Source organism: Mesorhizobium sp. C395A, assembly GCF_030323205.1.
In the GTDB taxonomy this organism is placed as follows: Bacteria; Pseudomonadota; Alphaproteobacteria; order Rhizobiales; family Rhizobiaceae; genus Mesorhizobium.
In genome coordinates this window covers 1,622,547-1,636,913 of sequence record NZ_CP100473.1, presented here as the reverse complement: position 1 = coordinate 1,636,913, position 14,367 = coordinate 1,622,547, and the positions used below count along the sequence as shown (strand labels likewise).

The window sequence follows — 14,367 nt, the reverse complement described above, 5'->3', positions numbered from 1 at the left end:
GGCCCTTTCGGCAGGTTTGTGAAAGCGTCAGATGATGACGACCTTGGTGCCGACCCTGACGCGGCTGTAGAGGTCCATGACGTGCTCGTTGATCATGCGGAAGCAGCCATTGGAGGCGCTGGTTCCGATCGACTGCGGCGCGATGGTGCCGTGGATGCGCAGATGCGTGTCCTTCTTGCCGTCGTAGAGATAGATGGCGCGGGCGCCTAGCGGGTTCTGGCCGCCGCCGGGCATGCCGTCCTTGTACTGGCCATAATGCTTGGGTTCTCGCTTCTGCATGTCGAGCGTCGGGATCCAGCGCGGCCATTCCTGCTTGTCGCCAACGGCAACCTTGCCCTTGAACTGCAGGCCTTCGCGGCCGACCGCGATCGCATAGCGGCGGGCGGTGAAAGCCGATTCGACGAGGTAGAGGCGGCGCGCGCTGGTATCGATGACGATCGTACCCGGCTCGTAGCCGCTGAATTCGACGTCCTGCGGCACGAATTCCGGCTTCACCTTGAACTGTTTCTTGGCTTGCCGCTTGGCGAGAGCCTGGTCGAGAGCGCGCGTCTCGGGGAGATAGGCAATGGACGAGGCAGAGGACGTGCCGCCGAACAGGCCGGCGAACAGTCCGCCACTCGTCGGCTTCTGGCCCGGGGCCTCGCTGCGCAATTCGCCATTGTTGCCGGTCAGCGCGATATTCATCGCTTCGGCCGGAAGCGGTTCGGCCGATTCGATCGGCTCGACCGGCGCGATCGGGTCAACCGGAGCGATGATCTTGGTGATCTTCTTGCCTGGCTTGGCGTCAGCGATCACCACCGGCTTGCCCTTGCTGGCCAGGAACGCCTGGCGCTGGGCGTCGGCCCTGGCTTTCGCCGCATCGCGCATCGCCACCTTGCGGGCCTCGAGCGCCTTGACGCGGGCGAGATCCCTGTCGGCGGCGATCTTGTCTTCGAGCTTGCTGATCTGAGCCAGATCATCCGGGCTCGGGTTTTTCTTCTTCTTGAGAAGCTTCAGCTGCGTCGCATCGCTCTTGGCGGCGACGTTGATGACAGCGGTTTTGCCAACCGCCTGCGGTGAGGTCATTGCCGGAGTGCCGGCGAAGGCCGTGGAGCTCATGCCGAATACGGCACAAAACCCCATGAGAATGAAGCTGCGAAGCTGCATGGCGAAGATCCGATCGTTCAATGCTTGTTGCCCACGGCGTCGCCCGGCGCCCCCCAAGGGCGCAGAAAGTGCCGCCGGCAATCTATAATGGAAGTGGCGTACGGGCCTCAAGCACGGGGTGCGGTCGAATCTTCGTGATCGTGTGCCATTTGCCGCGACTGTGTTGAAACAACAACAGATCGCGGCATCTGACCGTACCGACTACTGGTTCGGAACCTGCGGCGTGACCGGCAAGGTAACGCCATTGGTAGCCGGCGGCGCAGCCGAATCGTCGGTTGCAGGTGGCGTCGCCGGAGATGGAGCCGTCGCCGGGGCTGTGGTGGCGGGAGCCGTCGCGGGCGGCGTCGTGGCGGCGCCGTTGGCCGCGGGCGCGGCCGGTGCGGTGTTGCCCGAAGGCGGCGTCGGCGCCGTCGTGCCGGGCAACTGATTGAGCACGCCGTTGCCGCTGTCGGCCGGCACGCGGTCGAGAATGTCGATCGGTTTTTCGCCATAGCGGGCAACGATCGAGAGTGTCAGCGACGTCACGAAGAAGGCCGCGGCCAGGATCGCCGTCGCCCGCGTCAGCGCATTGGCGGCGCCACGCGCGGTCATGAAACCGGAACCGCCGCCAATGCCGAGACCACCGCCTTCGGAGCGTTGCAGCAGCACCACGCCGACAAGGGCGAGCACGACCATGAGGTGGATGACGATCAGTACGGTTTCCATATTTTATCCTGGCAAGCCCTGCCGCTCCCTGGCGATCAGGGCCGGTGATTTGGAGGCGGCTCCATACAATGCTTTAACGGCATTTCCAAGCCCGTGGCCGGAATATGGGAAGCAATGCGCCCTTTGCAACGATTTCCGCCGAACTGCTGCGTTCATAAGTCGATGACGGAACTGGTCGGCAACGGGATTCCGGGGCCTACGCGATATTCTGGTATGCCTCGGCGATGGCGAGAAAGTCGGACGCCTTCAAGCTGGCGCCGCCAACCAGCGCGCCATCGACGTTTTTGACGCCCAGCAGTTCGACCGCGTTGGACGCCTTGACCGAGCCGCCATAGAGGATGCGCATCTTGCCGGCCACGGCTGCGCCGAGCGCTTCCGCCAGTTTTTGGCGGATATGTGCGTGCGCCTCCGCCACGTCTTCGGCGGTCGGCGTCAGGCCGGTGCCGATAGCCCATACCGGCTCGTAGGCGATAACGGTGTTGGCGGGCGTTGCGCTCGGTGGCACCGAGCCGGCGACCTGCCGCGATAATACGTCGAGTGCTGTGCCCGCTTCGCGCTCGGCCTTGGTCTCGCCGATGCAGATGATGGCGACGAGCCCTGCCCGCCACGCCGCCGAGGCCTTGGCGAGGACGATGGCATCGTCCTCGCTGCGCTGTTCGCGGCACTCGGAATGGCCGACAATGACGTGGCTGGCGCCCGCATCCTTCAGCATCTCGGCTGAGACACAGCCGGTGAAGGCGCCGCTTTCCTTGATGTGGCAGTCCTCGCCACCGGCCCGCACCGGCGTGCGCGACAGGATTTCGACGGCGCGCGACAGCAAGGTCGCCGGCACGCAGACCAATGCTTCGGTCTCTGCGTCGAGCCCGCTCATGAAGCCGTTGCCGATCATCCTGAGCTCGTTCAGCGAAGCGCTGGTGCCGTTCATTTTCCAGTTGCCGGCAACGAGCGGTCGAATTCCTGGCGTCATGGGGATCTGGTTCTCCGGGCGACATTGGGGTCTCGCCCTCCCTATCAAAATCAGGCCACAAAGCAATCGACAGTGAGCCGGAAGGGCGCTATTGCGCTTGTTTCAGACTCGGGCGCACGCAAAACTGCGCAAAACTCGGAAGTAACAATGCTTGGTATATTGAGAAGCGCGGCAGGGACCTGGGTCGCGAAAGCCCTGCTGTCGCTGCTGGTGTTGAGTTTCCTTGCCTGGGGCGTCACCACGCGGATGACGGGCGGCTTCCTGGCCGGCCATCATGCGGTGATCACCGCCGGCAGCACCACCGTGTCGATCACCGAGTACCGCCTCGCCTACGATCGCCAGATCGCCATGCTGCAACAGCAGATCGGCCAGCGCATCAGCCGCGACCAGGCCAAGGCCTATGGCATCGACAACCAGGTGCTGGCTCAGTTGGTGTCCGGCGCCGTCCTCGACGAACAGGCGCGCAAGCTCGGGCTTGGCTTCTCCAAGGACAGGCTGGCCGAACTAACGCGGCAGGAACCCGCCTTCCAGGGCCCGAATGGCCAGTTCGACCGCCGGCTGTTCGAATCCCGGCTGCGCGAACTGGGCATGCGGCCGGAGGATTATCTCAAGAACCGGGCTCAGGTGGCGGTGCGCCAGCAGATCGTCGAAGCGGTTTCGGACGGCCTCAAGGCTCCGGACACCTTCTTCAAGGCAGTTGCGCTCTATCGCGGCGAAGACCGCACCATCGACTATCTGATCTTGCCAAAGGCGTTGGTGGAGCCGATCGAGGCGCCATCCGACAGCGTGCTTCAGGCCTATTTCGAGGCCAACAAGAAAACCTACGCGGCGCCAGAATACCGCAAATTCTCCTATGTTCGGCTCGAGCCCGAAGACATCATGGATGTCAGCGCCGTGACCGACCAGCAGGTCAGCGACGACTACAACAAGAACAAGGGGCGCTACACCACGCCGGAAATGCGCACCATCGAACAGCTGGTGTTTCCTTCCGCGGACGCCGCCAAGGCGGCATCCGATTCGCTGAAGACGGGCGCCACTTTCGACAAGATCGTCACCGCGCAGGGCAAGACCCCGGCCGACACGCTGCTCGGCACGCTCTCCAAGGATAAGATCACCGACAAGGCGGTCGCCGATGCCGCATTCGCGCTTGCCGTCAACGAAGTCAGCCCGGTCGTCCAGGGCGCGTTCGGTCCGGTGCTTTTGCGCGTTACCGAGATCAAACCGGAAACGGTGAAGCCGCTGGCGGAAGTGTCAGACCAGATCCGCAAGGATCTGGCGCTTGGCGAAGCAAGCCGCATCCTGCTCGACGTGCACGACAATTACGAAGACACCCGCGCCGCCGGCAGCACGCTGGCCGAAGCCGCCGCCAAACTCAAGCTCAAGGACGTCACCGTCGAGGCCATAGACCGCACCGGCCTCAAGCCGGACGGCACCATCATCAAGGACCTGCCGGCATCGCCGGACCTCATCAAGGCGGTGTTCGAAGCCGAGCCCAACACCGAGAATCAAGCCCTGACCACGCCTAACAACGGCTTCGTGTTCTATGAACTGACATCGATCACGCCGGCTCGCGACCGCACGCTGGACGAAGTCCGCCAGCGCGTGGTGGCGGACTGGACGACAGAGGAAACGACCAAGCGGCTGACCGCGAAAGCAGACGAACTCGACAAGCGCCTCAAGGCTGGCACCACACTCGACGTCATCGCCGGCGAACTGAAGCTTGAAAAGCAGACCAAGCGCGGCGTGAAGCGCGAGGCCGACGATGTCGATTTCGGCAAGGAGGGTGCTGCTGCGATGTTCGGCGTCGGCGAAGGCGGCACCGGGCTGATCCCCTCGCCCACCGGCGACGGCCAGATCCTGTTCAAGGTCGCCGAAGTGTTCGAGCCGGCCGGAGCCGACGCCAGCTCGGTACCCGACGATGCGCAAAAATCCTTCACGCAAGGCATGTCCGACGATCTGCTCGACCAGCTGGTGGCGCAGTTGCAGACGCAGTACGCGGTCAGCGTCGACCAGGCCGCCGTTGCCCAAGCCCTCGCCCAATGAATGGCCTTAGCCCAATGAACGTCTTGGCCCAATGAGCGCCCTGAAGACCCATATCGCCAAGGTCGCCACGGGAACCGGGCTTACCTTCGAGGAAGCGCGCGAAGCTTTCGACATCATCATGTCTGGCGACGCGACGCCGGGCCAGATCGGCGGCTTCCTGATGGCGTTGCGCGTGCGCGGGGAGACCGTGAGCGAGATTTCCGGCGCCGTCGCTACCATGCGTGCCAAGATGCTGCGCGTCGAAGCTCCTGAGGGCGCCATCGACATTGTCGGCACGGGCGGCGACAATTCGCATTCAGTCAACATCTCGACCGCTTCGGCCTTCGTCATTGCCGGCTGCGGCGTGCCGGTCGCCAAGCACGGCAATCGCGGCCTGTCGTCGCTGACGGGCGCCGCCGATGTGCTGGTCGCGCTCGGCGTCAAGATCGATATCCCGCCAGAGGTGATCGGCCGCTGCATCCAGGAGGCCGGCGTCGGCTTCATGTTCGCGCCGGCGCACCACCCGGCGATGAAGCATGTCGGCCCGACCCGCGTCGAGCTCGGCACGCGCACCATCTTCAACCTGCTCGGACCGCTGTCCAATCCGGCCGGCGTCAGCAGGCAGATGGTCGGCGTGTTCCTGCCGGAATGGATCGTGCCGGTGGCCGAGACATTGAAGGCGTTGGGCACCGAGCATGCCTGGGTGGTCCATGGGGATGGCTATGACGAAATCACCACCACCGGCGAAACGCAGGTGGCGGAATTGGCCGGCGGCGAGATCCGCCATTTCACGCTCACCCCGGAAGCCGTCGGCCTGCAGCGCCACACCAAGGACGAGTTGCGCGGCGGCGACGCCGCCTACAATGCCACGGCGTTGCGCGACATGCTGAGAGGTGCTGCCGGGGCCTATCGCGATACGGTGCTGATGAACGGCGGCGCCGGCATGGTGGTGGCCGGCAAGGCGACGACGCTTGCCGACGGCATGGCCGCGGCCACACAGGCCATTGACAGCGGCCGGGCGCTGGGCGTGCTCGACAGGCTGGTCGAGATTTCGAACGGATGAGCCGTGGCTGACATTCTGCGCAAGATCGAGGCCTACAAGCGGGACGAGATCGCGGCGGCGAAGGCGCGTATACCGTTGGCCGAGATCAAGGCGCGAGCCAAGGATGCCGACGCACCGCGTGGCTTTCTGAGGGCGCTTGAGGCGAAGCGCAGATCGGGCAGCTTCGGCCTGATCGCCGAGATCAAAAAGGCAAGCCCATCCAAAGGCTTGATCCGCGCCGATTTCGACCCGCCCGCACTGGCGCAGGCCTATGAGAAAGGCGGTGCCGCCTGTCTTTCGGTGCTGACCGATGCGCCATCCTTCCAGGGCGCGCCGGAATTTCTCATCAGTGCACGGAAGGCAGTGTCCCTGCCCGCGCTGCGCAAGGATTTCCTGTTCGACCCTTATCAAGTCTACGAGGCTCGCGCATGGGGCGCCGATGCCATCCTGATCATCATGGCCAGCGTCGACGATGCCTTGGCGAGCGAATTGGAAGCGACCGCGTTCGAACTCGGCATGGACGCGCTGATCGAGGTGCATGACGAGGCCGAGACGCAGCGCGCGGTAAAACTCTCGTCGCAGCTGATCGGCATCAACAACCGCAATCTCAGAACATTCGAGACCAGCCTCGAGACCTCGGAACGGCTGGCATCGATGGTGCCGGGCGGCCGATTGCTGGTCAGCGAGAGCGGAATTTTCACCCACGACGATTGCTTCAGGATGCAAAAGACCGGCATCAGCACCTTCCTCGTCGGCGAGAGCCTGATGCGGCAAGAGGATGTCGCTGCGGCAACGCGGCTGCTTTTGACAGGCAAGGCGAAAGCAGAGGCCATCTGAGGATGGCAGCCGCCCTCACCCATCTCGGCGCCAAGGGCGAGGCCAACATGGTCGATGTCGGCGAGAAGGCGGAGACGACGCGCACGGCGGTCGCCGAGGGCTTTGTCTCGATGCGGGCCGAAACCCTGAAGATGATCCTCGACGGCGACGCCAAGAAGGGCGATGTGCTGGGTACCGCGCGCATTGCCGGCATCATGGCGGCCAAGAAGACGCATGAGCTGATTCCGCTCTGCCATCCGCTGCTTTTGACCAAGGTGTCGGTCGACATCGAACCGGACACCACGCTGCCCGGCCTTAGGGTCACCGCGCTCGCCCGCGTCACCGGCAAGACCGGGGTCGAGATGGAGGCGCTGACCGCGGCATCTGTCGCGTGCCTGACCATTTACGACATGGCCAAGGCGGTCGACCGCGCCATGGTGATTTCCGGTATACAGCTGGTGGAAAAGACCGGCGGCAAGTCCGGCGACTACAAGGCGGGTTCGTAAATGGCGCTGGTTCCGGTCGCCGAGGCGCTTCAACGCCTACTCGACGGCGCTGTGGCGTTGCCCGGTGAAAGGGTCGCGCTGGCGGATGCGGCCGGCCGGGTGCTGGCGGAGCCGGTCGTGGCGCTGCGTACCCAGCCGCCTTTCAATGCATCTGCCATGGACGGCTATGCCGCACGGGCGCAGGATGTGGCGTCGGCCCCGGCGCGGCTTTCGGTGATCGGAATGGCGCCCGCAGGGCGAGGCTTTGACGGCACAGTGGGTAAATCCGAGGCCGTGCGCGTCTTCACCGGCGCGCCGCTGCCTGAAGGCGCAGACACGATCGTCATCCAGGAAAATGTTCGCGATCTCGGCGGTGGCCGGATCGAGGTCACCGAACCGACGGCGAAGAACCGCAACATCCGCCGCCTTGGACTGGATTTTGCCCAAGGCGACGTGCTGCTGGAGAAAGGCCGCGTGCTCGATCCGGCTGCATTGTCGCTGGCGGCGTCGGCCAATCATCCCCGGTTGAACGTGGTGCAACGGCCGCTGGTCGCCATCATCGCCACCGGCGACGAATTGCTGCCACCGGGCAGCGAACCTGGCCCCGCCCAGATCATCTCGTCCAACGCCTATGGCGTCGCTGCTGTGGCGCAGTCGGTCGGCGCTCGCGCGCTCGATCTCGGTATAGCGGCCGATCGCAAGGAAGCGATCGCGGCGCTGGTGAAAAAGGCGGTCGATGCGAAAGCCGACGTCATCGTCACGCTCGGCGGCGCCTCGGTCGGCGACCATGATCTCGTTCATGACGTGCTGACCGGCGAAGGCATGAACCTCGACTTCTGGAAGCTCGCCATGCGCCCGGGCAAGCCGCTGATGTTCGGGCGGCTGGGCGATATCAGGTGCATCGGCCTGCCCGGCAATCCGGTGGCGAGCCTGGTCTGCTCGCAATTGTTCCTGAAGCCGCTATTGGCGCAGTTCGGCGGCCGTCCCCACCGGCAGGACATCCGCCAGGCTCAGCTTGGCGCCGCGATGCCGGCCAATGATCTAAGGCAAGACTATGTGCGCGCCGTGGTCCGGGAAGAAGCCGGCGCATTGGTGGCGACACCATTCGGCATCCAGGATTCCTCGATGCTGAGAATGCTGGCCGACGCCAACGGCCTGATCGTGCGCGAGCCCTTCGCTCCGGCGGCAGAAGCAGGCGCTGCTTGCAGCGTTCTGATGTTGCGCTGAAGGTCGCGGATCCAAGCCGTTAATTCCAAGAGATAAGACTGGTTGTTACTCCGCCAGCAATGTCCGCGTCAGCGGATGTGTCGGATCGGCAAGCCCGTCGACGATGCTGAAATGATGCCGGTCCGGCTCGACCACTGTGCTGGTCGTGGCGCCGAGGCCGATCCAGATGTTGGCAAGCAGCGCATTCTGGCGCAGGAACTCCGCCCGCTCGCCGCCGCCGGCCCAGCAGGTGATGCGCGCGCCCTGCATGGGGCGCAGCAGAACCGGGCTTTCGGCCAGTGCTTCCGCTTCATCGATGGCCAGTGTCGCGTTCATCCCCGTCCGCATGATTGGCCGCAGGTCATGGACGCCGGAGATCGAGACGACATTGCGCACGCGGCCCGCCACATCGGCGGCCAGGGGTGTCGTTGTCGTCACCATCCTGGAGGCGAGATGGCCGCCGGCGGAATGCCCGGTCAGGATCACCGGCCCGCCGACCATCGTCGCCGCCTTGCCGATCGCCGCCGCGATTTCCCTAACGATGCCGGAAATGCGTATGTCGGGACAAAGCGTGTAAGTCGGCATTGCCACGGCAAAGCCATTGGCAACCGCGCCGTTGGCCAGATGCGACCATGGCTTGTTGTCGAACGCCTTCCAGTAACCGCCATGGATGAAGACGACGAGTCCTTTGGGCATGACATCGGGAAGGAACAGATCGAGCCTGTTGCGCGGGCTGTCGCCATAGGCGATGTCGAGCTTGGCCCGACCGGACGCCGACATTGTGTCGCGAAAAGCCTGTGCCGGTGTGTCCCACGCGGCCGGCCAGCGATTGCTGCCGGCAATGTTGTCGCCGTTGGCGTAGGCATTGTCCCAATCGGCAACACGATGTTGGAGCATCTGCATCCCTCCCGGATGGCTTCAGTTCAGTCGACAGGAATGGCCGCCGAACAGGGCGGCGTCAATGCTGCGACCTAAAAACATTTTAGGCTTGAAACAAATTTCGACTGGTGCGATCCTGCGCCTTGTTCAGCCATGGGCGCGAGGCAGACAGGGGCAGCCGAAAATGCTTGGGCCATCAGCGCATATCGACACATTCACGCGTGACAACCTGCCGCCGCCGGAGCAATGGCCGGAGTTTTTGCTCGACGGCTTCGACTATCCCGACCACATAAATGCCGGCGTCGAATTGACCGACAGGCTGGTCGAAAAAGGGTTCGGCGACCACACCGCGCTGATCGGCAATGGCCGCCGCCGCACCTACAAGGAACTGTCCGACTGGACCAACAGGCTCGCCCATGCCCTGGTCGAGAATTATGGCGTCAAGCCGGGCAACCGGGTGCTGATCCGCTCGGCCAACAACCCGGCCATGGTCGCCTGTTGGCTGGCCGCCACCAAGGTTGGCGCGGTGGTCGTCAACACCATGCCGATGCTGCGCGCCGGCGAACTCGCCAAGATCGTCGACAAGGCGGAAATCACGGTTGCGCTTTGCGATACAAGGCTGATGGACGAGATGACCGCCTGCGCCAAGGGCAGTGCGTATCTCAAGCAGGTCATTGGCTTCGACGGCACGGCCAACCATGACGCGGAACTCGACCGCGCCGCCCTCGACAAGCCGGTCACCTTCACTGCCGTCAACACCGGCCGCGACGATGTCGCCCTGCTCGGCTTCACCTCCGGCACCACCGGCGTGCCGAAGGCGACGATGCATTTCCACCGCGACCTGCTGATCGTCGCCGACGCCTATGCCCGCGAAATCCTGGAGGTGACGCCCGACGACATCTTCGTCGGCTCCCCGCCCCTTGCCTTTACCTTCGGTCTTGGCGGGCTCGCCATCTTCCCGCTGCGTTTCGGCGCCGCGGCGACGCTGCTGGAACAGGCGACGCCACCTAACATGATCCACATCATCGAGACCTACAAAGCGACCATTTCCTTCACCGCTCCAACCGCCTATCGGGCCATGCTCAAGGCCATGGATCAAGGCGCTGACCTGTCCTCGCTGCGCGTCGCGGTTTCGGCGGGCGAGACGCTGCCGGCGCCTGTCTTCGAGGAATGGACTGAGAAGACCGGCAAGCCGATCCTCGATGGGATCGGCGCCACCGAGATGCTGCATATCTTCATCTCCAACCGCTTCGACGACATGAAGCCGGCCTCCACCGGCAAACCCGTCGGCGGCTATCAGGCACGCATCGTCGATGACGAGATGCGGGAGCTGCCGCGCGGCTCTACTGGCCGGCTGGCGGTGCGCGGCCCGACCGGCTGCCGCTACATGGCCGATGCCAGGCAAAAGGACTATGTCCGCGATGGCTGGAATCTCACCGGCGATACGTTCACGCAGGACGAGGATGGCTTCTTCCACTTCGCCGCGCGTTCCGACGACATGATCGTCAGCGCCGGCTACAACATCGCCGGCCCCGAGGTCGAAGCGGCGCTGCTCTCGCATCCCGACGTCGCCGAATGCGCGGTGACCGGCGCCGAGGACGGTGAACGCGGCCAGATCGTCGAGGCGCATATCGTGCTTGTGCAAGGTGTTTCGCCGGACGCATTGACCGTCAAACGCCTGCAGGACCACGTCAAGGCAACGATCGCGCCCTACAAATATCCGCGTTCGGTGAAGTTCATCGACGCCTTGCCCAAAACCCAGACCGGCAAGATCCAGCGCTTCCGGTTGCGCGCGGAGAAGAGCAATTGATTAAGCCGCACGATCCGGCGTCCGATGGCGCGCAGATGTCGTTCAAGGAGCGGATGTCCTACAGCGACTATCTGCAGCTGGACAAGGTGCTCGATGCGCAGGCGCCGCTGTCTTCGGCCCATGACGAGATGCTGTTCATCATCCAGCATCAGACATCGGAATTGTGGATGAAGCTCGCTTTGCACGAGATCGGCGCCGCGATCCGCTCTATCCGCGCCGACCGCCTCGAACCGAGCTTCAAGATGCTGTCTCGCGTCGCGCGCATCTTCGAGCAGCTCAACAATGCCTGGGACGTGCTGCGCACGATGACGCCAAGCGAATACACCGAGTTTCGCGACGCGCTCGGCCAATCCTCGGGCTTCCAGTCGTGGCAGTACCGCGCTATCGAGTTCATGGCCGGCAACCGCAACCTAGCCATGCTCGGGCCGCACAAGCACCGGCCCGATCTTACGGACAGGCTGGAAGCGATCCTGGCCACGCCGTCGCTGTACGACGAGGCGCTTCTGCTTTTGGCGCGCAATGGCTTCGACATCGGCGCCGATGCCGGGCGCACGGACTGGCGCGAGACGCGCGTCGAGAACGAAGACGTGCTGGCTGCCTGGCAAACCGTCTACCGCGACCCGCAGCGCTACTGGATGCTCTACGAACTGGCCGAGAAGCTGGTCGACTTCGAGGATTACTTCCGCCGCTGGCGCTTCAACCACGTCACCACGGTCGAGCGCATCATCGGCTTGAAGCGCGGCACGGGCGGCACCTCAGGCGCCTCCTATCTGAAGAAGATGCTGGAGGTTGTGCTGTTTCCGGAGCTCTGGACGGTCCGCACCCGGCTCTAGAGCATTTCACCGTTTAACGTAAACGGCGAAATGCTCTAGCTCTTTGATTTGACGCAATTGCGGACGGAAAACCGCTTCACACTTTTCCTGAAATTGCTCTAGTTCCTCAGGTGACCGCGGTCTTCACCGCGAAGCGGGCGTCCTGCCAGGCGCCGGTGCGCAGAATATCCTCCAGGACTTCGACCGCCTGCCAGACATCGCCATATCCGACATAGAGCGGCGTGAAGCCGAAACGGATGGTCGACGGCGCCCGGAAATCGCCGATCACGCCGCGCTCGATCAGCGCGCGCATCACCTGATAGCCATGCGGATGGAGGAACGACACCTGGCTGCCGCGCTGGCTGCCGTCGCGAGGACTTTCCAGTTCAAGCCCGTAGGCGCCGCATCTGGCTTCGACGAGCTGGATAAACAGGTCGGTCAGCGCGATGCTTTTTCTGCGCACCGCCGCCATATCGACGTCGTTCCAGATATCGAGCGCGCCCTTGAGCGCCCGCATCGACAGCACCGGCTGCGTTCCGCACAGGAAGCGGCGAATGCCGCTGCCGACGGCAAAGCCCTGCTCGAAGGCAAAGGGCCGCGCATGGCCCCACCAGCCGCTGAGCGGCTGGTGGGCATCGTCATGGTGGCGCTCGGCCGCGTAGATGAAGGCTGGCGAGCCCGGGCCGCCATTGAGGTATTTGTAGGTGCAGCCGACGGCGAAATCGGCATTGGCACGGTCAAGTTCGACCGGCAAGGCGCCGGCCGTGTGGCAGAGATCCCAGATGATCAGCGCGCCGGCGTCATGTGCCTTGCGCGTCAGCGCCGCCATGTCGCGCAACTGGCCGGATTTGTAGTTGACGTGGTTGACCAGGATGACGGCAACGCTGTCGTCGATCAGCTCCTCGATTGCGGCCGCGTCGACGCCCTCCAGCCGCAGCCGCGTTCCCGGCCGGGTCGAGGCGACGCCTTCGGCCATGTAGAGGTCGGTCGGGAAACTGTCGCCCTCGGCAACGATGACCGACCGATCCGGCCGCATGCCGAGCGCTGCGTGCAGCAGCTTGTAGATGTTGATCGAGGTTGTGTCGCAGACCACCGTCTGCCCATCAGCCGCGCCGATCAGTCGCCCGAGCTGATCTCCGAGTTCCACCGGCATGTTGAACCAGCCGGCGGTGTTCCAGGCGCGAATGAGATCGTGCGCCCATTCCTGCGTGGCGGCCTGCTGCAGTTCGCTGAAGACGACCGCTGACGCGGCGCCCAGGGAATTGCCGTCGAGATAAATCACGCCTTGCGGCAAGACAAAGCGTTCGCGCATGGAGCGCAGCGGATCGGCGGCATCCATTGCTTCGATTGTAGCGAGATCGGGTGTCGTGCTCATGATCCGGCGCCCCTCCATGGACAAACGCGCGCGGCGGAGCCTGCCGCCCAAACATGCCGGCGATCTTGAGTGGTCGCCCTTGAACTGTCAAACATTATATATAATTCACCCATTGAAAGGCTTTGATATATAATGATCCGCCGAGCATTTATGTCTGATGGATCACGATGCTGGATGACGAGCAGACCTCGAAGACGGAAGTGGCCTATCGGCTGCTCAGGCGCGATATTCTTGCGACCCGGCTGGCGCCTGCCGCGCCGTTGAAGCTGAGCACGCTGCGCAACACCTACGGCATCGGCTGGACGCCGTTGCGCGAGGCGCTGTCGCGGCTGGAGGCGGAACGGCTTGTGACCGCCATCAGCAACCGCGGGTTTGCGGTCGCTCCCGTCTCTCGGGCGGAGCTCGAGGATTTGGCGCGTGCGCGGCTGGTGGTCGAACTGCCCCTGCTGGTGGAATCGGTCGAGAAGGGCGACCGTGAGTGGGAAGACGCGGTCGTTGCCGCCCACTATCGTCTCTCACGGTGCGGGTCTGTTCTCGACGATCCATCGGATGATGCGGTCGACGCGTGGTACGAAAAACACGATGCCTTCCATGCGGCCCTGCTCAGTGCCGCGACATCCAGCTGGCTGCTGCGCTTCAATGCGACGATTTCCGACCAATTGCATCGCCATCACCGCTTTCTGGGTCTGGCCCCGACGCTGCGCGCCGCCGCCGGCCGCACGGATGGACACCGGAAGGCCGTGGCGGCCCTGCGCGACGCCGTGGCGATCGAACACCATACCGCCCTGATGGAAGCGGCCCTCGATCGCGACGTCGAACGTGCGAAAACTCTGATGACCGCTCACATCGGCTACACGCTGCAGGTCTATGCCCAGAGTGAACCCGGCGCGGATGCTGCGCAGCCCCGTCCGAAAAGGAAGCGGCGGTCGTAGCCGACGCGCAGGGCACTTTGGCTTCGTTTCACCCGTTGCCGGCAAATGGGCGCAGGCGGGGCTCGCAGCGCCGAACGTTACGCTGAACAAAACGTCAACACATTCATTAAACTTTAAAAGGTTGCGGAACACAACTGGAACAGATAGTGTTTGTTCTGGGTTTGTTTTTT

Annotated in this window: 13 protein-coding genes; 8 read left to right on the top strand and 5 right to left on the bottom strand. The window is 63.9% G+C overall.

Annotation, left to right across the window (positions count from 1 at the left end; translation table 11 throughout):
• Window positions 1-27 precede the first annotated feature (27 nt).
• From NLY37_RS08150 to tpiA, 3 genes are all read right to left on the bottom strand, one after another.
• Entirely contained in the window at window positions 28-1,146 is a 1,119-nt protein-coding gene (locus NLY37_RS08150; RefSeq protein ID WP_023752239.1) for a L,D-transpeptidase, read from the bottom strand.
• Between the two features lie 201 nt (window positions 1,147-1,347).
• Window positions 1,348-1,851, bottom strand: coding sequence for a preprotein translocase subunit SecG (gene secG, locus NLY37_RS08145; protein ID WP_023715810.1), 504 nt, complete (start codon window positions 1,849-1,851; stop codon window positions 1,348-1,350).
• A gap of 196 nt (window positions 1,852-2,047) precedes the next feature.
• Complete coding sequence (tpiA, locus tag NLY37_RS08140; RefSeq protein WP_023671052.1) at window positions 2,048-2,818, bottom strand: triose-phosphate isomerase; 771 nt, start codon at window positions 2,816-2,818, stop codon at window positions 2,048-2,050.
• Window positions 2,819-2,965: 147 nt separating this feature from the next.
• Between tpiA and NLY37_RS08135 the strand changes: the two genes are divergently transcribed.
• The 5 genes from NLY37_RS08135 to NLY37_RS08115 are packed head-to-tail and all read left to right on the top strand — an operon-like array spanning window position 2,966 to window position 8,410.
• Complete coding sequence (locus NLY37_RS08135; RefSeq protein WP_023738725.1) at window positions 2,966-4,861, top strand: peptidylprolyl isomerase; 1,896 nt, start codon at window positions 2,966-2,968, stop codon at window positions 4,859-4,861.
• A 31-nt stretch (window positions 4,862-4,892) separates the two neighbouring features.
• Window positions 4,893-5,903, top strand: coding sequence for an anthranilate phosphoribosyltransferase (gene trpD, locus NLY37_RS08130; RefSeq protein WP_023742433.1), 1,011 nt, complete (start codon window positions 4,893-4,895; stop codon window positions 5,901-5,903).
• Between the two features lie 3 nt (window positions 5,904-5,906).
• Window positions 5,907-6,719, top strand: a complete 813-nt coding sequence (gene trpC / locus NLY37_RS08125; RefSeq protein WP_023671049.1) for an indole-3-glycerol phosphate synthase TrpC — start codon at window positions 5,907-5,909, stop codon at window positions 6,717-6,719.
• A 2-nt stretch (window positions 6,720-6,721) separates the two neighbouring features.
• Window positions 6,722-7,204, top strand: coding sequence for a cyclic pyranopterin monophosphate synthase MoaC (gene moaC / locus NLY37_RS08120; protein ID WP_023671048.1), 483 nt, complete (start codon window positions 6,722-6,724; stop codon window positions 7,202-7,204).
• Window positions 7,205-8,410, top strand: a complete 1,206-nt coding sequence (locus NLY37_RS08115) for a molybdopterin molybdotransferase MoeA (RefSeq protein WP_023742434.1) — start codon at window positions 7,205-7,207, stop codon at window positions 8,408-8,410.
• Between the two features lie 45 nt (window positions 8,411-8,455).
• Here the strand turns inward: NLY37_RS08115 and NLY37_RS08110 are convergent, their stop codons facing one another.
• Window positions 8,456-9,286 (bottom strand): hormone-sensitive lipase, encoded by an 831-nt coding sequence (locus NLY37_RS08110; RefSeq protein ID WP_023671046.1) that lies wholly within the window; start codon window positions 9,284-9,286, stop codon window positions 8,456-8,458.
• 166 nt (window positions 9,287-9,452) lie between these two features.
• Here NLY37_RS08110 and NLY37_RS08105 point away from each other — a divergent pair, with 166 nt between their 5' ends.
• Window positions 9,453-11,078, top strand: a complete 1,626-nt coding sequence (locus tag NLY37_RS08105; protein WP_023671045.1) for an AMP-binding protein — start codon at window positions 9,453-9,455, stop codon at window positions 11,076-11,078.
• The gene (gene kynA / locus NLY37_RS08100) at window positions 11,075-11,911 is read left to right on the top strand and encodes a tryptophan 2,3-dioxygenase (RefSeq protein ID WP_023748414.1); all 837 of its coding nucleotides are present in this window, start codon (window positions 11,075-11,077) and stop codon (window positions 11,909-11,911) included. Before NLY37_RS08105 ends, kynA begins: the two co-directional genes overlap by 4 nt.
• Window positions 11,912-12,017: 106 nt before the next feature.
• On the opposite strand, the gene kynU is transcribed toward kynA, so the two are convergent.
• Entirely contained in the window at window positions 12,018-13,265 is a 1,248-nt protein-coding gene (gene kynU / locus NLY37_RS08095) for a kynureninase (protein ID WP_023696564.1), read from the bottom strand.
• 167 nt (window positions 13,266-13,432) lie between these two features.
• Between kynU and NLY37_RS08090 the strand changes: the two genes are divergently transcribed.
• Window positions 13,433-14,197 carry a GntR family transcriptional regulator gene (locus NLY37_RS08090; RefSeq protein ID WP_023742435.1) on the top strand — a complete coding sequence of 255 codons (765 nt, stop codon included), beginning with the start codon at window positions 13,433-13,435 and terminating at the stop codon, window positions 14,195-14,197.
• Window positions 14,198-14,367 lie beyond the last annotated feature (170 nt).

Coding starts and splice junctions, on each gene's coding strand:
- NLY37_RS08110 (WP_023671046.1), bottom strand. CDS start 9,286: ATGCTCCAACATCGTGTTGCCGATTGGGACAATGCCTACGCCAACGGC.
- kynU (WP_023696564.1), bottom strand. CDS start 13,265: ATGAGCACGACACCCGATCTCGCTACAATCGAAGCAATGGATGCCGCC.
- tpiA (WP_023671052.1), bottom strand. CDS start 2,818: ATGACGCCAGGAATTCGACCGCTCGTTGCCGGCAACTGGAAAATGAAC.
- moaC (WP_023671048.1), top strand. CDS start 6,722: ATGGCAGCCGCCCTCACCCATCTCGGCGCCAAGGGCGAGGCCAACATG.
- NLY37_RS08090 (WP_023742435.1), top strand. CDS start 13,433: ATGCTGGATGACGAGCAGACCTCGAAGACGGAAGTGGCCTATCGGCTG.
- NLY37_RS08115 (WP_023742434.1), top strand. CDS start 7,205: ATGGCGCTGGTTCCGGTCGCCGAGGCGCTTCAACGCCTACTCGACGGC.
- NLY37_RS08150 (WP_023752239.1), bottom strand. CDS start 1,146: ATGCAGCTTCGCAGCTTCATTCTCATGGGGTTTTGTGCCGTATTCGGC.
- NLY37_RS08105 (WP_023671045.1), top strand. CDS start 9,453: ATGCTTGGGCCATCAGCGCATATCGACACATTCACGCGTGACAACCTG.
- secG (WP_023715810.1), bottom strand. CDS start 1,851: ATGGAAACCGTACTGATCGTCATCCACCTCATGGTCGTGCTCGCCCTT.
- NLY37_RS08135 (WP_023738725.1), top strand. CDS start 2,966: ATGCTTGGTATATTGAGAAGCGCGGCAGGGACCTGGGTCGCGAAAGCC.
- trpD (WP_023742433.1), top strand. CDS start 4,893: ATGAGCGCCCTGAAGACCCATATCGCCAAGGTCGCCACGGGAACCGGG.